General features: G+C 70.8%; 23 protein-coding genes. 13 read left to right on the forward strand and 10 right to left on the reverse strand.

The annotated features are described in order from the left end of the window. Positions 1-40 precede the first annotated feature (40 nt). Genes ACFO6S_RS10210 through ACFO6S_RS10235 form a run of 6 tightly spaced genes read left to right on the forward strand, consistent with a single transcriptional unit; the run spans position 41 to position 5443 of the window. Complete coding sequence (locus tag ACFO6S_RS10210) at positions 41-1183, forward strand: ABC transporter substrate-binding protein (RefSeq protein WP_378416567.1); 1143 nt, start codon at positions 41-43, stop codon at positions 1181-1183. Between the two features lie 47 nt (positions 1184-1230). After that, positions 1231-2070, forward strand: coding sequence for an ABC transporter permease (locus ACFO6S_RS10215; protein ID WP_378416568.1), 840 nt, complete (start codon positions 1231-1233; stop codon positions 2068-2070). Continuing rightward, complete coding sequence (locus tag ACFO6S_RS10220; RefSeq protein WP_378416569.1) at positions 2058-2972, forward strand: ABC transporter permease; 915 nt, start codon at positions 2058-2060, stop codon at positions 2970-2972. The genes ACFO6S_RS10215 and ACFO6S_RS10220 overlap by 13 nt, the downstream gene beginning before the upstream one ends. Beyond that, entirely contained in the window at positions 2969-4036 is a 1068-nt protein-coding gene (locus ACFO6S_RS10225) for an ABC transporter ATP-binding protein (RefSeq protein ID WP_378416571.1), read from the forward strand. The genes ACFO6S_RS10220 and ACFO6S_RS10225 overlap by 4 nt, the downstream gene beginning before the upstream one ends. A 52-nt stretch (positions 4037-4088) precedes the next feature. After that, entirely contained in the window at positions 4089-4853 is a 765-nt protein-coding gene (locus ACFO6S_RS10230) for a GntR family transcriptional regulator (protein ID WP_378416573.1), read from the forward strand. 50 nt (positions 4854-4903) lie between these two features. Then, positions 4904-5443: an SdpI family protein gene (locus ACFO6S_RS10235; protein ID WP_378416575.1), complete on the forward strand. Its 540-nt coding sequence runs from the start codon at positions 4904-4906 to the stop codon at positions 5441-5443. Between the two features lie 162 nt (positions 5444-5605). Here the strand turns inward: ACFO6S_RS10235 and ACFO6S_RS10240 are convergent, their stop codons facing one another. From ACFO6S_RS10240 to ACFO6S_RS10250, 3 genes are all read right to left on the reverse strand, one after another. Continuing rightward, the gene (locus ACFO6S_RS10240) at positions 5606-6163 is read right to left on the reverse strand and encodes an HD domain-containing protein (protein WP_378416577.1); all 558 of its coding nucleotides are present in this window, start codon (positions 6161-6163) and stop codon (positions 5606-5608) included. Next, complete coding sequence (locus ACFO6S_RS10245; RefSeq protein ID WP_378416579.1) at positions 6160-7290, reverse strand: TauD/TfdA family dioxygenase; 1131 nt, start codon at positions 7288-7290, stop codon at positions 6160-6162. The genes ACFO6S_RS10240 and ACFO6S_RS10245 overlap by 4 nt, the downstream gene beginning before the upstream one ends. A 149-nt stretch (positions 7291-7439) precedes the next feature. Further along, positions 7440-8366, reverse strand: coding sequence for an NADP-dependent oxidoreductase (locus tag ACFO6S_RS10250; RefSeq protein ID WP_378416581.1), 927 nt, complete (start codon positions 8364-8366; stop codon positions 7440-7442). Between the two features lie 90 nt (positions 8367-8456). On the opposite strand from ACFO6S_RS10250, the gene ACFO6S_RS10255 reads away from it, so the two are divergent. The 3 genes from ACFO6S_RS10255 to ACFO6S_RS10265 all read left to right on the forward strand — a co-directional run bounded on the left by ACFO6S_RS10255 (position 8457) and on the right by ACFO6S_RS10265 (position 10514). After that, positions 8457-9071 (forward strand): TetR/AcrR family transcriptional regulator, encoded by a 615-nt coding sequence (locus ACFO6S_RS10255; protein WP_378416582.1) that lies wholly within the window; start codon positions 8457-8459, stop codon positions 9069-9071. A 13-nt stretch (positions 9072-9084) separates the two neighbouring features. Continuing rightward, complete coding sequence (locus ACFO6S_RS10260; protein WP_378416584.1) at positions 9085-9726, forward strand: DedA family protein; 642 nt, start codon at positions 9085-9087, stop codon at positions 9724-9726. Positions 9727-9791: 65 nt separating this feature from the next. After that, positions 9792-10514 carry an SIMPL domain-containing protein gene (locus ACFO6S_RS10265; RefSeq protein WP_378416586.1) on the forward strand — a complete coding sequence of 241 codons (723 nt, stop codon included), beginning with the start codon at positions 9792-9794 and terminating at the stop codon, positions 10512-10514. A gap of 10 nt (positions 10515-10524) precedes the next feature. On the opposite strand, the gene ACFO6S_RS10270 is transcribed toward ACFO6S_RS10265, so the two are convergent. Continuing rightward, the gene (locus ACFO6S_RS10270; RefSeq protein ID WP_378416587.1) at positions 10525-11385 is read right to left on the reverse strand and encodes a DUF6929 family protein; all 861 of its coding nucleotides are present in this window, start codon (positions 11383-11385) and stop codon (positions 10525-10527) included. A 10-nt stretch (positions 11386-11395) separates the two neighbouring features. Next, the gene (locus ACFO6S_RS10275; RefSeq protein ID WP_378416589.1) at positions 11396-12331 is read right to left on the reverse strand and encodes a DUF5996 family protein; all 936 of its coding nucleotides are present in this window, start codon (positions 12329-12331) and stop codon (positions 11396-11398) included. Between the two features lie 112 nt (positions 12332-12443). On the opposite strand from ACFO6S_RS10275, the gene ACFO6S_RS10280 reads away from it, so the two are divergent. The 3 genes from ACFO6S_RS10280 to ACFO6S_RS10290 all read left to right on the forward strand — a co-directional run bounded on the left by ACFO6S_RS10280 (position 12444) and on the right by ACFO6S_RS10290 (position 14475). After that, positions 12444-13280 (forward strand): alpha/beta hydrolase, encoded by an 837-nt coding sequence (locus tag ACFO6S_RS10280; RefSeq protein WP_378416591.1) that lies wholly within the window; start codon positions 12444-12446, stop codon positions 13278-13280. An 89-nt stretch (positions 13281-13369) separates the two neighbouring features. Beyond that, complete coding sequence (locus ACFO6S_RS10285; RefSeq protein WP_378416592.1) at positions 13370-13507, forward strand: hypothetical protein; 138 nt, start codon at positions 13370-13372, stop codon at positions 13505-13507. Next, a complete protein-coding gene (locus ACFO6S_RS10290; RefSeq protein ID WP_378416593.1) occupies positions 13507-14475 on the forward strand; it encodes an alpha/beta fold hydrolase in 969 nt (322 codons plus the stop codon). The genes ACFO6S_RS10285 and ACFO6S_RS10290 overlap by 1 nt, the downstream gene beginning before the upstream one ends. A gap of 143 nt (positions 14476-14618) precedes the next feature. On the opposite strand, the gene ACFO6S_RS10295 is transcribed toward ACFO6S_RS10290, so the two are convergent. Together ACFO6S_RS10295 and ACFO6S_RS10300 are read right to left on the reverse strand one after the other, a co-directional pair. Further along, a complete protein-coding gene (locus ACFO6S_RS10295) occupies positions 14619-15137 on the reverse strand; it encodes a 5' nucleotidase, NT5C type (RefSeq protein WP_378416595.1) in 519 nt (172 codons plus the stop codon). Positions 15138-15310: 173 nt separating this feature from the next. Further along, the gene (locus ACFO6S_RS10300) at positions 15311-15748 is read right to left on the reverse strand and encodes a 6,7-dimethyl-8-ribityllumazine synthase (protein ID WP_378416597.1); all 438 of its coding nucleotides are present in this window, start codon (positions 15746-15748) and stop codon (positions 15311-15313) included. A 123-nt stretch (positions 15749-15871) separates the two neighbouring features. Here ACFO6S_RS10300 and ACFO6S_RS10305 point away from each other — a divergent pair, with 123 nt between their 5' ends. After that, on the forward strand, positions 15872-16180 hold the full coding sequence (locus tag ACFO6S_RS10305) for a rhodanese-like domain-containing protein (RefSeq protein ID WP_378416927.1): 309 nt from the start codon (positions 15872-15874) through the stop codon (positions 16178-16180). 60 nt (positions 16181-16240) lie between these two features. On the opposite strand, the gene ACFO6S_RS10310 is transcribed toward ACFO6S_RS10305, so the two are convergent. The 3 genes from ACFO6S_RS10310 to ACFO6S_RS10320 all read right to left on the reverse strand — a co-directional run bounded on the left by ACFO6S_RS10310 (position 16241) and on the right by ACFO6S_RS10320 (position 17543). Next, positions 16241-16603: a hypothetical protein gene (locus ACFO6S_RS10310; RefSeq protein ID WP_378416599.1), complete on the reverse strand. Its 363-nt coding sequence runs from the start codon at positions 16601-16603 to the stop codon at positions 16241-16243. 98 nt (positions 16604-16701) lie between these two features. After that, complete coding sequence (locus ACFO6S_RS10315) at positions 16702-17073, reverse strand: DUF5313 family protein (RefSeq protein ID WP_378416601.1); 372 nt, start codon at positions 17071-17073, stop codon at positions 16702-16704. Beyond that, positions 17070-17543 (reverse strand): MarR family winged helix-turn-helix transcriptional regulator, encoded by a 474-nt coding sequence (locus ACFO6S_RS10320; protein WP_378416603.1) that lies wholly within the window; start codon positions 17541-17543, stop codon positions 17070-17072. The genes ACFO6S_RS10315 and ACFO6S_RS10320 overlap by 4 nt, the downstream gene beginning before the upstream one ends. Positions 17544-17596 lie beyond the last annotated feature (53 nt).

The raw sequence follows: 17596 nt of genomic DNA on the forward strand, positions 1-17596 counted from the left end.
CGCAGCGGCCGGGTTCCCCTCACCCTGGAGTCGGACAAACGTGCGCAGAACATCGATTCGCAACGCGGGCCTCATTCTCGTCGCGGGGGCCGTGGTCCTCGGCTCGGCCGCCTGCACCAAGAAGGCCGACGCGGTCGCGTCACCCGCGGCCGCTGCCGCCGCCACCTCGGTCACCGAGGCCGGCGGCATGGACGCGCTGGTCGCCGCGGCGAAGGCGGAAGGAAGCCTCAATCTCATTGCGTTGCCGCGAGACTGGGCGGGATACGGCGCCCTGCTGGACGGCTTCGCCGCGAAGTACGGCATCGCCGTGACCGTCGACAATCCGGAGGCCAGCAGCTCCGACGTGGTCAACGCGATCAAGTCCCTCAAGGGTCAGGACCGGGCGCCCGACGCGGTCGACGTCGGCACCGCCTTCGCGATCAGCGGCGCCCAGGACGGCCTCTACGCGCCGTACCGGGTGGCGACCTGGGACGACATCCCCGAGTCGCAGAAGTCGCCCGACGGCACCTGGTACGCCGACTACGGCGGATACATCTCGATCGGCTGCGACGCCGCAAAGGTGACGGTGTGCCCGGCCTCGTTCGCGGACCTGGCCAAGCCCGAGTACCGCGGCAAGGTCGCACTCACCGGCGATCCCCTCAAGAGCAACTCGGCCCTGATGGCGGTGTGGTCCGCGGCGCTGGCCAACGGTGGCTCGCTCGACGACATCGCGCCGGGCATCGACTACTTCGGCGAGCTCAAGGCCAGCGGGAACTACGTGCCGGTGAAGGCGACCGCTGCGACGATCGAGTCGGGCGAGACCCCCATCGTCGTCGACTGGGACTACCTCAACGCGGCGAAGACCGAGGACCTCGCGAACGCCGGGGTGCGCTGGACCGTCGCCGTCTCGGGTGACGCGACCATCGGCTCGTACTACGCGCAGGCGGTCAGCGCGACCGCCCCGCACCCGGCCGCCGCCCGGCTGTGGCAGGAGTACCTCTACAGCGACGAGGGCCAGAACGGCTACCTCGCGGGCTACGCGCGCCCGGCGCGGCTGCCGGCCATGACGGCCGCAGGCACCGTCGACCCGGCCCTGGCCGACCACCTGCCCACCGTCGACGTCAAGGCCGAATTCCCCACGGATGCACAGGCAACCGCGGCGAAGGAGACCATGACGCAGACGTGGGCGAGCGCGGTCCAGTAGTGCGATCCGGGACTGCCGTGCGCCGCCCCGGCCCACGGTGGAGTTGGTTGGGGCTGGCGCCGTTCTTCGGCTACGTGGGGGTGTTCTTCCTGCTGCCCACCGTGGTCATCGGGTACTCCGCGTTCCGGGTGCGCGGCGAAGCGGGCACCGGCGCGTTCGGCCTCGCGAACATGACGTCCGCGCTCGGCGGCGCCTACCTCGACGCGTTGTGGAACAGCGCCACGATGTCGCTGGTGTGCGCGGTGCTCGCCGCCGTCCTCGGCGCGGCGCTCGCCTACGCGGTGGCCACCAGCCGGGGCGGGCTGCTGCAGAAGCTGGTCTCCACCAGCGCGGCGGTGCTCGCGAACTTCGGCGGGCTGCCCCTGGCCTTCCTGTTCGTCGCGGCGATCGGGAACGCAGGCGTGCTCACCGTCTTCGTGGAGGAGAACTTGGGGCTCTCGCTCCGCGACGACCTGGGCCTGGACCTGTACTCGCGGGGCGGGGTCCAGTTCGTCTACCTGTACTTCCTGATCCCGCTGATGGTCCTCGTCATCACCCCGGCGATCGAGGGCCTGCGCCCCGAGTGGCGGGAGGCGGCCGAGGGGCTCGGGGCGCGTGGCTGGCAGTACTGGCGGCACGTCGCGGGCCCCGCGCTGCTCCCGCACTTCCTCGGCGCCGTCGCGTTGCTGTTCTGCACCGCCTTCTCCTCGTACGCGACCGCGGAGGCGCTCACCAACGGCACCCTGGCGATCACGCCGCTGCGGATCGACGCCGCGCTGTCGGGGAACGTCCTCGCCGGGCAGGAGAACCTGGGCGCGGCGCTGGCCCTGTCCATGATCGTGGTGGTGGTCCCGCTGACCCTGCTCTACCAACTGATGCAGCGGAGGAGTTCGCGATGGTTGCAGTGATCGACGCGCCGGTGACGCCGAGCGCGGCGCCCCGGACAGCGGGGGCGCCGATGCGTGCGCCGGCCCCGCCGCGACCGGTCGGCCGGGCCGGGCGGAACGCGCCGCCGGTGCGCCGCTGGCGCGGAGTGGTCCTCGGGCTGGCCGGGCTGTACTTCCTCGGCCCGGTCCTGGTGGCCTTCTGGTTCACCGTGGACGGCGTCGACGGGCCTTCCCTGGCGGCGTACACCCGGATCTTCACCGCGGCCGGCTTCGTGGACTCGATGACGAGTTCGTTGCTGCTCGGATTGATTGCGGTGGCAATCACTTTGGCGCTGATGCTGCCGACGATGCTGCTGGTGCACCTGCGGCTGCCGAAGGCCCGGCCCTACGTCGAGGTGTTCTCGCTGCTGCCGCTGGTGATCCCGCCGGTGGCCCTCGTCGTCGGCGTCCGCGGCGTGCTCGGCTGGGGCAACGGCAGCGAGTTCGTCGAGGTCTCCGCCGCGTTCACCGCGCTGCAGAACCAGTCCCTGCCCCTGGTGCTCGCGCTGATGTACGTGGTGATCGCCCTGCCGTTCACCTACCGCAGCCTCGACGCGGGGCTCCGCGGCTCGAAGGTGACTGTCCTGGTGGAGGCGGCGCTGAACCTGGGCGCCCGCTGGCCGACGGTGCTGTGGCGGGTCGTGCTCCCGGCCCTGCGGACGTCGCTGCTCAACGCGGGCTTTCTGGCCTTCGCACTGGTGATGGGCGAGTACACGATCGCGAAAATCCTCATCTTCCCGACCTTCCCGGTGTGGCTGGCCCAGTCCGGCGCCACCGACGGCCAACTGCAGGTGGCGCTGGCGCTGCTCAGCCTGGCCTTCACCTGGGCGCTGCTGCTGATCGTGGTGGCGGTCGCCGGCCGAACACGAAAGGCAAAGCCATGACGAACCCGAACCTCCGAACCGAGAACGAGGGCACCGCAGTCAGTTTCGTCGGAGTTCGCCGCACCTTCGGCGCCGTCAACGCACTGGACGGACTGGACCTCGACGTGGCCCCGGGTGAGCTGGTGGCGCTGCTCGGGCCGTCCGGCTGCGGCAAGACCACCGCCCTGCGGATCCTGGCCGGTTTCGACCGGCCGGACCGCGGGCAGGTACTGGTCGGCGGGTCCGACGCGGCGGGCCTGCCCGCCAACCGTCGGGACATGGGGATGGTCTTCCAGTCCTACAGCCTGTTCCCCACGATGAGTGCCCAGGACAACGTCGCGTTCGGGCTCCGGCTGCGGGGTCGCAGCGAGCGGGGTCGCGGACGGCTCGCCAGGGCCCGCGAACTCCTCGAGCTGGTGGGCCTGGCCGACCACGTCGCCAAGTTCCCGCACCAGCTCTCCGGCGGGCAGCAGCAGCGGGTGGCGTTGGCACGGGCGTTGGCGATCGCGCCCCGCGTGCTGCTGCTCGACGAGCCGCTCTCGGCGCTCGACGCCAAGGTCCGCTACCAGCTGCGGGAGGAGATCCGCCGGATCCAGTTGGATCTGGGCGTGACCACCCTGCTGGTCACCCACGACCAGGAGGAGGCCCTCGCCATCGCGGACCGGGTCGCGGTGATGCGGGCCGGCCGGCTCGAGCAGTGCGCGCCGCCGAGTGAGGTGTACCGGCGTCCGGCCACGCCGTTCGTCGCCGAGTTCGTCGGCACGATGAACCACATCCCGGCGGTCGCCGTGGACCGCGGCACCGTCCGGGTGGGCGAGCAGACCCTGGCCTGCGACGGGCAGTGGCCGGGTACCGGTCCGGTGACCGTGCTCGCGCGCCCCGAGGCCGTGCTGGTGCACGAGGACTCCGACGGCGACACGGCCGTCACGGCCGCGACCTTCTACGGCGCGTCGACGCGGCTGCGGCTGGCCCGGCCGGACGGCTCGGAACTGCTCGCCGACGTCGCCAGCCACCGCGGGGCGACGCTGACCGCCGGCACCCGGGTGCGGGTGTCCCTGCTCGACCGCCCGGTCCTGCTGGCGTGACCGGTGGGCGCGAAGGTGCGGGCCATCTCCCGCGCGTCGGTACGGTAGCGAAATGAGTGCGGAAGCAAGCGATCTGCCGCTGTACCGGTCGATCGCCGCGGACCTCCAGACCGCGATCGAACGCGGTGACTTCGCGGGCGGCGCGACGATGCCGTCGGAGAACGAGCTGACGGCGCGGTACGGGGTCTCCCGCGGCACCATTCGCCAGGCGTTCGCCTTCCTGCGGTCGACCGGGGTGGTGTCGTCCCGTCGGGGTGCCCGACGGCAGATTCAGGGCGGTCCTCGGGTGCAGTCGATGACGGAGCTCGTCAGCTTCTCGCGCTGGGCTCGCAGCGTCGGCGAGGTGCCCAGCAGCCGGACGCTGAACGCCCGGGTGGTGCCTGCCCCCGCCCTCGTCGCCGAGAAGCTCGGTGTCACGGAGGGAGCCAACGTCTTTCACACCGAGCGGGTCCGTCTGCTGGGCGATGCACCGACGCTGATCGAGAGCACCTACTACCCGGAGGCCCTCGCGACGCTGATCGAGGCGATCGATCTCGACACCCAGTCGATCACCGACCGGCTGGGGGATCACGGCATCGTCTTCGCTTCCGCCGAGCACGCCATCGACGCGGTCGCCGCGACGCCGCGTGAGGCCGAGCTGCTGGGCCTGGAGCCGGGGGCTCCGCTACTGCGGACGATCCGCCGGACGACGGACCCGGCCGGCGCGGTGCTGGAGTGCTCGATCGACCTCTCCCCAGGCGAATCGATCGCGTTCGTGGTCCGCAACTCGCTGGCCGCGGGCGGGACCAGTCGGGTCAGCTCGCGGAGCGAGCAGTAGCCGGTCGCGGACGCCCGGGGTCGGGCAGGCGCAGCCTAGGCTGATGGGCAATGAAGAACAGATCCAAGCCCGCGTTGTGGCTTTCGTTCGCTGTTTTCGTCGGCGTGTGGGCGTGGCTGGCCGTGACGGCCGACGCGGAGCTGCCGGGCCACTTCGACGGGTCGGGCACGGTGACTCGATGGGACTCGAAGTGGTCGTTCCTCCTGCCGATGGCCGGGGTCGGGGTGGCTGCCACCGCTGTGTTCGCGGGGGCAGGCCGGCTGATTGCCCGCGTCCCCGGCCATGCGATCAATCTCCCGAGCCAGGGCGCCCATCGATACTGGACCAGTCCGGCCAATCGCGGCGAGTTGAATCGGAGGACCTCAGAAGATCTCGAGTGGATCGGCGCAGCCACCCTGATGCTGCTCGCGTGGATGACCGGGGTGTCGGGGAGCACGACGGGCGACTCGACGAGCGGGTGGGCGCTCGCCGTTCCCACGGCGCTGTATCTGGTGGTCGTGCTCGGCCGTTGCGTGTACCTGGTCGGGGGCCCTCGTTACCGGGTTCCGAGGGAGCGGCCGATGTCGGAGCAGCCCGAATCGCCGGTCTGACCTGTCCTACACGGTGGCGACGTGGGGGACGAAGTTCCTGCGGGTAAGTCATCAGCGCAAACAAGAGGATCCGTTGTCCGAGTGAGCCGGACAGCGGATCCTCTTGTTCGGAAAGGGCGCCTGCCTCTGGGATTCGTGCGGGAGGAGGGGTCGCCGTCACCGCTACCCCTGCAGCGTCCGGTCCAGAGCGTCGATGTCCGCGCGGAAGTCGGCGAGTGTCACCACGGGCGCAGCGGGGTCCTTGCCGAGGTCGTCGAACCTGCGCAGCCGGCAAGCGGCCTCCGCGAAGGGCTCGGCGGCGAACGCCTCCACCTCCTCGTCGCTCATCGACCCGCCCTGCACCGACATGGTGAACTTGGACGCGCCCGAGAGCTTGTCGTAGTAGGCGGGGTCGGTGGCGCACAGGTAGCGCTTGGCCGCGACGTGCAGCCGTACCGGCTCGGTCACCGCGTCGTCGAACCAGGTGGACAGCCACTCGGCGGCGACGGCGTCGTGGTGGTTGTCGTTGCCCGACATGAGCTCCCGGCCGCTGACCGCGCCGGAGAAGTGGCCGACGTCGTGCAGTACCGCAGCCACCACCAGCTCGGTGGGGGCGCCCTCCGCGCGGGCGGCCCGCCCGGTCTGGAGCATGTGCTGGGCCATGGACACCTGCTCGCCGAGGTACTCCTGACCGCCCTCCCCGTCGAACAGCGCGGTCAGGGCGTCGTAGGCGTGGGTCATCGGGTCTCCTGGTGGGTCTCGAGGGTGCTCAGCAGACCGTCCAGGTCCGCGTAGGTGCCCTGCAGGTGGCGGCCGCCGGCGGCGGCAAAGGCGGTGCGCGCGTGCAGCAGTCGGGTGTTGTCGAAGATCAGGCAGTCGCCGGCGCCGAGGTGGAAGTTGAGCTGTGCCTCGGGCGCGTACAGCCGCTCGGCGAAGGCTCGGTAGGCGCGGTAGAACTCGCGCGCACGGGCGGGATGCAGGCGCGGCACCACCATCGAGCGGTTGTTGAAACGGATCTCGCGGATCCGGCCGGCCTGGTCGAGGGAGATCAGGGGCATGACGGCGCTCAGGTGGGCGTCGGGGGAGTCGAAGCGGTAGGTGACCGCGGTGGTGGTGAGGATCTCGAAGGCGCGGGGATCGTGCTCGCGCAGGGCGGCCGCGGCCGCGAAACCGTCGACCAGGCCGGACTCGCCGCCGACCGAGGCGTTGTGCAGGCAGTGCAGGAGCTGGAGCGTCGGAACCGGGTCGCGGTAGGGGTTGTCGGTGTGCGGGCTGATCGCGAGGCCGGTGAACGCGAGGTTCACCGCGTTCTCCTCGACTCGCACGTCGAAGAGCCTGCCGTAGTTGGTTTCCCGGACGAAGCCGAAGGTCTCGGCCACTGTCGTGACCTGACCGGGCTCGGTCGGCACCCCGCGCAGCAGGGCGAACCCGCGCTCGACCACCTCACGCAGGGCCGGGGCGGGGTCGGTGAGGTAGTCGGCCCAGTCGTGGGAGATCAGCGGTGACACCTCGGATGCCGTGCGCCACAGATGCTTTCCCTGTTCGGTGCGTGAATCGGTCAGCGGCGCCGGCTCGTCCGCGGCGAGCAGTGCGGCGAGCTCGAAGGTGGACCGGTGGCCGTCGGGGGCGAACTCGACCTCGACGCGGTCGCCACGGAGCCTGGCCTCGCGGACCAGCAGGTCGGCGGGCAGGTCGACGATGTTGAACAGTCGCTGACCGCTGACGGCGTCGCGGCTCACGGCGTCGGTGCAGGCGTCGCGCAGCCACACCGCCGCCACCTCGACCACCGCGCCGTCGACCGCCAGACGTAGGTCGCCGTCGACGACCGATGCGTCGATCGCCCTCTTCTCGATAACTTGGCTGTACATGTCAACGAGGTTGGCAGGGTCGGACGTCCGGTCGACAACGTGACGATGAACAGCGGGTGGCAGATTTCCGTCGGTGGTGTGCGCCGACTGTGCAGTTGTCGGGGAATCCCGCGAGTGGGCAACCGACAGGCGCACACTCGCGCAGACGGTCAGGGCACGAGCACGAACTTTCCGCGCGGATGCGGCTGTGCGAGTTCGGTGTGCGCCTGCGCGGCGGAGTCGAGGGGGAAGGTCTTCGCGACCTCGACGACGAGCTTGCCCTGTCCGGCCAGCTCGACCAGCCTGGGTCGGGCCTCGCGTCGGATCCGTACGCCCTCCGGGTCGCCGCCGCCGATGGCGGTGAAGCCGTCCTGCGCCGCCCGGCTGAATGCGGCGATGGTGACGATCCTGCTGCGGTCCGCGACCAGTTCGAGTGAGGCGTCCACGGCCTCGTCGGTTCCGATGGTGTCGACTGCCGCGTCGAATCCGTCCGGTGCGGCCGCGCGCAACCGGCCCACCAGGCCGTCGCCGTACTCGACCGGGACGACGCCGAGGCCGCGCAGGTAGTCGTGGTTCGACGCCCGCGCCGTGCCGACCACGGTGGCGCCCCGCGCGACGGCCAGTTGCGCCGCCAGCGATCCGACGCCGCCGGACGCGCCGTGGATCAGGACGGTCTCGCCCGTGTCGACGGCGGCATTGGTCAGGGCGTCGACGGCGGTGCCGCCGGTGGTCAGCAGTCCCGCGGCCTGCTCCCAGGGCAGTGCGGCGGGTTTGGCGAGCACGCTCGTGGCAGGCACGTTCAGCAGTTCGGCGTAGCCGCCGGCACCGGTGTAGGCAATCACCTCGTCGCCCACCCGGAAGGGGCCGTCGTCGCCGACCGCGACCACCACGCCGGACACCTCGAATCCCGGTCGTACCGGCAGGGTGCCGGGATCGGTGCCGAAGGTGCCGTTGTACATCTTGAAGTCGGCGGGATTGACGCCCGCCGCACGTACCTCGACCTGGACCTGTCCGGGTCCCGGCGGGGGCACCTGTTCGTCGACGACGGTGAGGACCTCCGGCCCTCCGAATGTGGGCGCGATCACGGAACGTGTCATGACTGGACAACCGCGGCGCGGTGCCGGTCTATTCCGGATGTACCGGGACCAATCTTGTACCAGGTCCAAGTTTGTGGATACGCTGGGATCGTGACTCAGGTGGTGGGACTCCGGGCGGCGAAGAAGCTCGAGACGTGGCGCGCGCTGCGTGCGGCGGCGGTCGAGCTCGTGACCGCCCGCGGGTACGACGGCGTCTGCGTGGAGGAGATCGCCTCGGCCGCGAACGTCTCCAAGAGCACGCTGTTCAACTACTTCGACTCCAAGGAGTCGCTGCTGCTCGACCCCGACCCCGAGGACCCCGCCCGGTGGCGGGCCCGGGCGGCCGACCGCCCCGACGACGAACCGCTGTGGGACTCGTTGCGGGAGATCATCGTCGGCTGCGTCGGACCCGACGAGCCGAAACTGCTGTTGCGCAAGAGCATCATCGTCACCTCGCCGGCCACGCTCGAATCGGCGTGGGCGGCCAGCGAGCCGTTCCGATCCTTCATCCGGGAATGGGCCGCCGACCGCATCACCGGCACCGACGACGACGTCTTCCAGGTCGCGCTGGTGGTGAACACGGCCTTCGCGGTGGTACACACCGCGTACCGGGCCTGGCAACCGGACGATGGAGCGGACCGATTCCAGGGGCTGCTGCGTACCGGATTCGACGTAGCCGGTGCGGGATTCGCGAAGCTCGGGCCGCCGCCCTCGGTCGAGGGCTGACGCGGAGCGCACCATGGGCGGACTGCTGGAGCGACTGCAGGGACTCGACATACTCGTCGGGTACTCGGTCGTAGCCGCGTTCGTCTTCACCGAGGACGCGCTGCTGCTCGGCTTCCTGGTCCCCGGCGAGACCGCCGCGATCATGGGCGGCGTGATCGCCAGCCAGACCGATGCGAGCCTGCCGGTGATGATCGCGGTGGTGATCGTCGCCGCGATCCTCGGTGACACCGTCGGCTTCGCGCTGGGCCGTCGGCTCGGACCACGGATCCTGCGCGTCCCGTTCCTCGCAACCAGGCTCGACGGCGCGCAGGCCCTGCTCGAACGGCATGGCGGACCGGCGGTGTTCCTGGGCCGTTTCGTCGCCTACGTGCGGACGGTGATGCCACCGCTGGCCGGCCTGAGCGAGATGCCGTACCGCCGCTTCCTGGCCTTCAACTCCGTCGCCGCGGTGGTCTTCGGCACCGCGAACGTGCTGCTCGGGTACTTCGCGGGGAACTCCCTACCCGCGATCGAGCGCGCACTCGGTGGTGGCACCCGCGCCCTGTTGGTGCTGGCGGCCGTGGTCGCGCTCGTCTGGTGGCTGCGCCGCAGACGCCGCGCCCGGACGGCCGCCGGGCCGACGTCCGCGGACGTCGCGCACCCGGCCGGCACGTAGCCGGCGGCGCGACACGGCAGGCGAACTTCCGGTGCCGGGGTGGCCACACTGGTACACAGTGAGCCATGCAGACGATGCGACGCTCCACCGCAGCCCTCGCCCTCACCGCCGCGGCGGTGGCCGTCCTGGCCACCGGTTGCGCCGACTCCGACGGGGGCTCGAGCGACGCCGCCCCGCAGGGGATCAGCACCCACGGCACCGGGAAGGTGACCGGCACCCCCGACACCGTCACCGTGGTCCTCGGCGTCCAGACCCAGGGCGCCGAGGCCAACGTCGCCCTCGCCGAGAACGCGCAGCGGGCGAGCAGCCTGATCGAGACGCTGAAGGGCAAGGGCGTGGCGGCGCAGGACATCGCGACCTCCAACCTGTCCGTGCAACCGGTCTTCGCGCCCGGCGGCACGGCCATCACCGGCTACCAGGTGACCAACCAGGTGACGGCGACCGTGCGTGAGGTGAGCAAGGCGGGCGAGCTGATCGACGCGGCGGCGGGCGCCTCGGGCGACGCGATCCGGGTGCAGCAGACCTCCTTCTCGATCGCCGACGACAGCGAACTGCGCGCGCAGGCCCGCGCCCGGGCGGTGCAGCAGGCCCAGGCCCAGGCCGGGCAGATCGCCGAGGCGGCCGGGGTGGGCCTGGGCGAGGTCCGGTCGATCACCGAGGTGCCCGCGGGCACACCGGGCCCGTCCCCGCAGGCCGGGATGGCGTTCGACATGGCGCCGTCGACGCCGATCGAGCCGGGCAGCCAGGAACTGAGCGTGAGCGTCGAGGTGGTCTACGAGATCGACTGAGCCGTCGGGCTCAGTCGAATCCCTCGAGCGCGACGCGGCACAGCTCGGCGGGGCGCTGCGCGTCGTCCGGGTCGGTGAGCAGCCAGCCGCCTCGCAGGTCGTCGTCCAACGCCAGCCCCTCGACCTTGCGCAGGCTGGGGCGGCCGTCGGGGTCGAGCAGTCGGGTCCAGTGCACGGCGGGCCGATCACCGGAGTACGCGATCAGCCCGACCGCGGAGCCGGCGATCGCGCCGTCGGCGATCGCGTCGACCGTGTTCTCGGCGGCGGCGAGGAAGACCGTGCGGGTGTGGTCGACGACCGTGGCATCGGTGAACGCGAGCGGGACACCGTCCACGCTGCCCAGATCGAACTGTCGGCAGTCAAGCACCTCCGGGGTCTCGCCGTCGAGCACCCCCAGCGGCAGGTCGACGCTCCCGCTCGGCTGCGCTGCGGCCCCGCGGTGGAACAGTCGCAGCCGGTCACCGGCCACCCCGGCGCCCTCGATGTTGGGCCGCCCGACCAGACCCAGCGCCCGGCTCACGCTGTCGTAGACGTCCCCGGCCTCTCGCAGCGACACCGTGCCGCGACCGGGGTCGAGGCGGGCCAGGGTGCAGCGCGTGGCCAGCGAGCCGGAACCGAGGAGGTGAACACCTCCGTCCGGCGCGCGCAGCGCCGCCTCGAAGTCGGGCTTGTCGGGCTTGGCCAGCGGGGCGCCGTCGGCCGCGAGCGGCACGCTGCTGACCACGAGCTCGGGCAGGGTGACCCAGGCGGCACAGAAGGCGTCGTCCTGCACCGCGAGCAGTCGGTCGTCGACCCGGACCAGCGCCGAACCGGCACGCACGCCGGGCAGGGGATGCACGGACACCAGCCGGGCCCGGAGATTCACTCGCACCGGCACGACACTAGCGGCGCGCCGCCCATCGGCCGGGGTCGCACTCCAGCGCGGAGCGGTCCCATGCGCCGAGCTCGGCGGCCGCCCGGTAGGTGCCCTGCAGGAAGTCGAGCAACACGGCGTCGGGGTCGTTCGCGGTACGGACACGCTCGTACGGCAGCAGGAACTGCCGGAACTCGCTGCTGTAGAAGGCATCCGGCGCACCGATCGGGAAGGTGTCGAACCCGTCCGGCTCGGGATAGGCGTACGCGTAGAACGCGCCCTCCTCGCCGCCGCCCGGCCAGAACCCGCAGCTGCTCAACTCGTGTGAGTAGCCCTCGACCATGACCCAGTCGCCGCAGTTGGGGGCGCCGCCCGGGTGGGTGGGCGCGGTCCGGCCCGAGAACCGGGTGCACGCGAGATCCATGGCGCCCCAGAAGAAGTGGACGGGGGAGACCTTCCCGACGAAGTGGGACCTGAACTCGTGCAGGACGCGGTCCGCCTGCACGAGTTGCCGCCAGAACAGATTCGCGGCGGTCGCGTCGTAGGCGCAGTGGGTGTGGTCCTCCGCGAACGGAATCGCCGGGTCGACCTCGTTGGGGGTGGCCTGGGTGGTCACCTCGATGCCGAGGCGGCGCAGGGCCCGCCCGACCTTGGCGTGGAACTCGGCCACCGACTGCGGTTCGAGCGCGATCTCCTCGGTGCCGCCGTCGCTGGTGACGATGCGCAGCCGGTGCTCGCGGAAGTCGAACTCGATGTCGAAGACCCGGGTCCCGTAGGGGATGGTCGAGGTGGTCAGGCCGCGTGGGGTCACGTACAGGGTGACCTGCCACCAGTGGTTGACCAGCGGCGCCAACGACAGCCGGATCTTGCCGATGATCTGCAGCCACATGTGCAGCGTCTCGCGGGTCTCGGTCCAGTCCGCGACCCGCAGAGCGGGCCAGGCGGGGTTCGTCGGTTCGGACATGGCGCCTCCTCGGGCGGGAATCGCGACGTCTTCACGAGTCTGCCATGGACGGGCGCGACCCGGACCCGCGTTGTCGGCTTGTTCGGTCGGCTCTTCGGCCTATGCTCGGGCCGTGGCGCATACCGAATCCTCGTTCACCGGAAACTACGGCACCCGGATCGTCTACGACGTCTGGACCCCGGACGGTCCGCCACGCGCGGCGCTGGTGCTCTCGCACGGACTGGGTGAGCACGCCCGCCGCTACGACCACGTGATCAAGCGGCTCACCGACCTGGGCCTGGTGGTGTACGCGCCGGACCACCGCGGACACGGACGCTCGGGCGGCAAGCGGGTGCTGCTGAAGGACTGGTCGGACTTCACCGACGACCTGCAGCGGCTGTTCGGCATCGTCGCGCAGGAGCAGCCGGGCCTGGACCGCTACCTGCTTGGACACAGCATGGGCGGTGCGATCGCGCTGTCCTACGCGCTCGACCACCAGTCCGAGCTGGCCGGGCTGATCCTGTCCGGCCCGGCCGTGGACGTCACCAGCGGGACCCCGGCGGCGGTGGTCGCGCTGGGCAAGATCATCGGGCGCTTCGCCCCCTCGCTGCCGGTGCAGTCGCTCGATCCGAACCTGGTGTCGCGGGACGCCGCCGTGGTGGCCCGCTACCGGGCCGACCCGCTGGTGCACCACGGCAAGGTGCCCGCCGGCATCGCGCGGGGCCTGGTGGTCAACTCAGAGACGCTGCCGGCGCGCCTGTCCGGGCTGCACCTGCCGTTGCTGCTGCTGCACGGCGGCGAGGACGGCCTGGCGAACGTGAACGGCAGCCGGCTGATCGCGGGCGAGGCGGGCTCGGTGGACCTGACCTACCACGAGTACCCGGGGCTGTTCCACGAGATCTTCAACGAGCCCGAGCAGGAGAAGGTGCTCGACGACGTGACCTCCTGGCTGGCGGCGCGGCTGCGGTAGCCCCCCGGCGTCGTCGTTCGGCCGCGCGTCCACGGGCTGATTGGGTACCGTCGCGAGATCCCAAGCACCTTCTCCCGAACAGGTTTCCCGTGACCCGCGACATGTTCCACCGACGCTTCGATGTGCCCGGTTCCGGGGCGCTGCCCGTGCCCCCTCGGGCCGCGCCCGCCCGTTCGGCGCCGTCCGGCGGCGCCCGGCACGCCACCCCGGTCCAGGGCGGCCTGTGATGGCGGAGGTGACGCACCGGATCCTGTCGGTCAACGGGATCGAGATGCACGTCGCCGAGTGCGGCGAGGGCCGACCGGTGGTGCTCTGCCACGGGTTCCCGGGGCTGTGGTTCAGCTGGCGTCACCAGCTCGACGCACTCTCGGCCGCCGGATACCGGGTGATCGCCCCGGACATGCGGGGCTACGGCCGCACCTCGGCGCCGCCGGAGGTCGCGGCGTACGACCGGGCGAACACCGCCGCGGACATGGTCGGGCTGCTGGACTCGCTGGGAATCGAGCAGGCGGTGTTCGCGGGCCACGACTTCGGCGCCCACCTGGTGTGGGACCTGCCCGCCTGGGCGCCCGGTCGGGTGACCGCGTTGATGCAGCTCAGCGTTCCGCGCACCCCGCGACTGCCCGTGCAGCCGAGCGTCGGGTTCAGGTACCTCGCGTCCCAGCACTTCGCGCACGTGCACTACTTCCAGGAGCCCGGTGTCGCGGACCGGGAGCTGGGCGATCACCCCCGGGAGTTCTTGGCCAAGCTGTTCCACGCGCTCAGCGGCGCGAACCGGTACCTGGACTGCTGGGAGTTTCCATCGGACGGCAACGGCTACCTGGACGTGCTGCCGGAACCTCCTGCCCTGCCGTGGAACTGGCTCGACGAGGACGAGTTCGGCTATTACGTAGCAGAATTCGAGCGCACCGGGTTCACCGGTGGGCTCAACTGGTACCGCGCCGAGGACGCGGTGTGGGCGCAGAACGAGGCCGTGCACGAGCGCCCGGTGGAGGTGCCGGTCACCTTCATCGCCGGGGCGAAGGATCCGGTGCTCGAGATGATGGGCCGGGATCCGTTCGCGGCCATGCGGAAGCTGGTGCCGGGGTTGGTCTCCACCCACGTGATCCCGGGCGCCGGGCACTTCGTGCAGATGGAGAAGCCTGCGGAGGTGAACGCGGCGATGCTCGAGTTCCTGGGTGGCCTGCCCGTCTGAGCTCGACTCGATGCTCGGCCGGCCGCTGTCGCACGCCGCCGCACGCCGCCCTGTCACCGTCCGTCACCGCCGCGGACTGCCGAATGTCGAACTCGGTCAGTCGAAGTCGGCGAGTGACGCTCCGGTCGGCCCGAGTGGCGCCGTCAGCTCCGGTCGAGGAGGTGCTTCGTCACGGCCGCCCAGTCGGGGAGGTGGGTGCCGTGGCAGCCCGCACCGGGTGCGGTACAGCCTGGACTCTCGTCGAAGCCGAAGTGAATCCAGTTGCCGGCGAACCCGGACGCGCCGTTGTTCGGTCGGTCGTCGACGAGGAAGTCGCCGTGGTTGAGGTTCTTGTGGTGGGAGAGGATCAGCCGCTTGTAGGCGACGGAGTCCTTGCCGAATCCGAAGTGCCGCTGCACCCAGAGGACCTTGTCGTGCCAGGCGGAGGCGTTGGCCCAGGGCGCGGTGGACAGGATGTAGGTGTCGAAGTGCGCTGCCAGCTCGGTGTACGCCTCGATCGCGCCGGGCAGCGGGTCCATGGTGGCGAAGATGCCGGGAATCTCGTCGAGGTCGCCGTCGTGCCTGGCCAGTAGTTCGGGGTGGGCTCGGCCGATGCCGGACTTGAAGTCGACCAGTGTGTTGTCCAGGTCGACGTAGAGGACCTGCTTCGTGGAATCGGGCACAGTGCTCCCTCGCGCGGTGGGTGGAGGTCCGGACAGTTCCGGGATCGAGCGGGAAACCGTTCCGGCCGCTCGATTCGGAGTATGCCAACGACCACCGACACTCGCGTCCGACCGGCCGGATGCGTCATCCGTTCGACTGAATGGATGACGCACCCGGCGGGCGGGAGGGACTGCTACCTGATCGTGGCGAGCGAGGCCAGGGTGCCCGAGCAGGCGTCGGCCACCTCGGCGCCCTTCTTGTCGAAGTGCGCGGAGAAGAAGTCGGCATGGTCGCCGTGCTCGTGGAAGTGGTGCGGGGTGAGGACGGCGGAGAAGACCGGCACGTCGGTGTCGAGCTGCACCCGCATCAGTCCGTCGATGACGGCGGACGCGACGAACTCGTGCCGGTAGATGCCGCCGTCGACGACCAGGCCTGCGGCGACGATCGCGTCGAAGCGGCCGGTGCGGGCGAGCCGCAGCGCGTGCAGCGGGATCTCGAAGGCGCCGGGGGTCTCGAAGAACTCGATCTCGGCGGGATCGTGCCCGAGCTCGCGCCAGTGGGCCACGAAGGCGTCCCGTGCGCGGTCGACGATGGACCGGTGCCAGGTGGACTGAACGAAGGCGATGCTCATGGTCTTGATGCTAGGACCGTGGCCGGGCAACAGCTAACCGGGCACCGAGTCTGTGCCGCCGAGCGGGAGGGTGTTGATACCCCCTTGGGTATGATCGAGGGCAATCGACGAGAAGAGGGAACCATGCTGCAGGTGGATCTGGCCGCGCTCGAGCAGGCGCTGGCCGACGGGGCTCCGGTGATCGACGTGCGTGAGGCCGGCGAGTACGCGCAGGCTCACGTGCCCGGTGTCACGCTGATCCCGCTGAGCGAGTTCACGATCCGGTACGGAGAGATCCCCGCCGCTCCCGTTGTGTACGTCATCTGTGCAATGGGTGGTCGAAGCGCGCAGGCGGCCCAGTTCCTCGGCGCCGCGGGCATCAACGCCGCCAACGTCGACGGCGGCACCGACGCGTGGATCGCGTCGGGCCGGCCGGTCGAGACGGGCGCCTAGCCGCGCCGACGGCCGGTCACGGGCGGTCCGTCCGGACGCCCGTGACCGCCCTGCCCGCCGTCAGAAGTTCGCGGTCACGTTGTGCCTGCCCGGTTTCATCCAGGCGGTCACGACGCCCTTCTTCTTCTCCGGGTCGTTTCCGCCGCAGCCGACGACGAGCCGGAACTGCCCGGCGTCGTTGGCGGTGTACCGGTAGTTCTTCGACCAGTTCGGTCCGGTGCCGTCGCTGACCTTCGCCCAGCCGGACTCGCCGTTCGCGCTCTGCACCAGCACGACCGTCGGCGCCGAGTTCTGCGACCCCTTCTTGCAGGTCAGCGTCCCGAAGACGGTCTGTGGGGTCAGCGCCTGCGCGGCGGGTGCCGCGAGGAGGGTGGGTACCGCGACGAGCGCGGCGGCGACGGTTGCGGCCTTCATCAAGCGCATGTGGATCCTTTCGACAGCGAGGAACTTTCGAAATCACCAGATGCGAGTCTAGGAAGTAACCGTCGTGCGCGCCGGGCAAGCACGCGGCGCGTCGCCGCTCAGCGCCACGCGGCGTCGTAGGAGCCGTCCCGCGCGGCCCGGGCGGCCCGGCGCTTCGCGTTGTTCAGGTCGATCGGCAGGCCGTTCTTCTGCAGTCGCCGCGCGCGGTTCTGGTGGATGTAGACCACCGAGTAGAACAGCGCGAGCAGCACGCCGAGCAGCACCATCGAGCCGCGCAGCCACAGCGGGCCGGGGAACAGCATGAAGATCGCGAACAGCGGCAGGAACGGCACCATCGCCCGGACCAGGTGCCGGACCACGTAGTGGTCGCCGGTGATGTCGTTGAGCACCCAGTCGTTCATCGACGAGGGCAGCTTGGCGCCGCACGCGTACGCGATCCACTGCAGGGGGTTGGGGCGGGTCTTGCTCATGAGTTCAGTGCTCCTGCCTGGAGTGCGGCGCGGTTGATGTTGGTGAGGACGCGGTGCAGCTCCTCGAGTTCGGGCAGCCCGACGCCGAGGCGGGCGACGACGGATCCGGGGATGCGCTCGGCCTGGGTGCGCAGCGCGCGGCCGGCGTCGGTGAGGTCGACGGACAGCTGGCGTTCGTCGTCCGCGCTGCGGGTGCGGGTGATCAGGCCGGACGCCTCCAGTCGCTTGAGCAGCGGGGACAGTGTCGGGGAGTCGAGCTGCAGGGCCGCGCCGATGGCCTTCACCGACATCGGCGCCTCGCCCCAGAGCGCCAGCATGACGAGGTACTGCGGGTGCGTCAGGCCCATCGGCTCGAGCAGGGGGCGGTACACCGAGAGCACCGCGCGGTTCGCGACGGCGAGCGCGAAGCAGACCTGGCGGTCCAGGGCGAGCAGGTCGCCCTCCGGAGGTGTGGCTTCGGCGCGGGTCATGACGTGAATCGTACACGAATAGATCGTGCACTAACTAAATGCGGTGAGCGGTC

The sequence above is a fragment of the Rhodococcus kronopolitis genome (genome assembly GCF_042654025.1).
In the GTDB taxonomy this organism is placed as follows: Bacteria; Actinomycetota; Actinomycetes; order Mycobacteriales; family Mycobacteriaceae; genus Rhodococcus_G; species Rhodococcus_G kronopolitis.

What these genes read in the sequence shown, in the direction of transcription:
- ACFO6S_RS10290 (WP_378416593.1), top strand. Translation starts at nt 13,507, where the DNA reads ATGGCGGAGGTGACGCACCGGATCCTGTCGGTCAACGGGATCGAGATG.
- ACFO6S_RS10265 (WP_378416586.1), top strand. Translation starts at nt 9,792, where the DNA reads ATGCAGACGATGCGACGCTCCACCGCAGCCCTCGCCCTCACCGCCGCG.
- ACFO6S_RS10305 (WP_378416927.1), top strand. Translation starts at nt 15,872, where the DNA reads ATGCTGCAGGTGGATCTGGCCGCGCTCGAGCAGGCGCTGGCCGACGGG.
- ACFO6S_RS10225 (WP_378416571.1), top strand. Translation starts at nt 2,969, where the DNA reads ATGACGAACCCGAACCTCCGAACCGAGAACGAGGGCACCGCAGTCAGT.
- ACFO6S_RS10260 (WP_378416584.1), top strand. Translation starts at nt 9,085, where the DNA reads ATGGGCGGACTGCTGGAGCGACTGCAGGGACTCGACATACTCGTCGGG.
- ACFO6S_RS10275 (WP_378416589.1), bottom strand. Translation starts at nt 12,331, where the DNA reads ATGTCCGAACCGACGAACCCCGCCTGGCCCGCTCTGCGGGTCGCGGAC.
- ACFO6S_RS10320 (WP_378416603.1), bottom strand. Translation starts at nt 17,543, where the DNA reads ATGACCCGCGCCGAAGCCACACCTCCGGAGGGCGACCTGCTCGCCCTG.
- ACFO6S_RS10245 (WP_378416579.1), bottom strand. Translation starts at nt 7,290, where the DNA reads ATGTACAGCCAAGTTATCGAGAAGAGGGCGATCGACGCATCGGTCGTC.
- ACFO6S_RS10230 (WP_378416573.1), top strand. Translation starts at nt 4,089, where the DNA reads ATGAGTGCGGAAGCAAGCGATCTGCCGCTGTACCGGTCGATCGCCGCG.
- ACFO6S_RS10310 (WP_378416599.1), bottom strand. Translation starts at nt 16,603, where the DNA reads ATGCGCTTGATGAAGGCCGCAACCGTCGCCGCCGCGCTCGTCGCGGTA.
- ACFO6S_RS10315 (WP_378416601.1), bottom strand. Translation starts at nt 17,073, where the DNA reads ATGAGCAAGACCCGCCCCAACCCCCTGCAGTGGATCGCGTACGCGTGC.
- ACFO6S_RS10250 (WP_378416581.1), bottom strand. Translation starts at nt 8,366, where the DNA reads ATGACACGTTCCGTGATCGCGCCCACATTCGGAGGGCCGGAGGTCCTC.
- ACFO6S_RS10240 (WP_378416577.1), bottom strand. Translation starts at nt 6,163, where the DNA reads ATGACCCACGCCTACGACGCCCTGACCGCGCTGTTCGACGGGGAGGGC.
- ACFO6S_RS10300 (WP_378416597.1), bottom strand. Translation starts at nt 15,748, where the DNA reads ATGAGCATCGCCTTCGTTCAGTCCACCTGGCACCGGTCCATCGTCGAC.
- ACFO6S_RS10220 (WP_378416569.1), top strand. Translation starts at nt 2,058, where the DNA reads ATGGTTGCAGTGATCGACGCGCCGGTGACGCCGAGCGCGGCGCCCCGG.
- ACFO6S_RS10235 (WP_378416575.1), top strand. Translation starts at nt 4,904, where the DNA reads ATGAAGAACAGATCCAAGCCCGCGTTGTGGCTTTCGTTCGCTGTTTTC.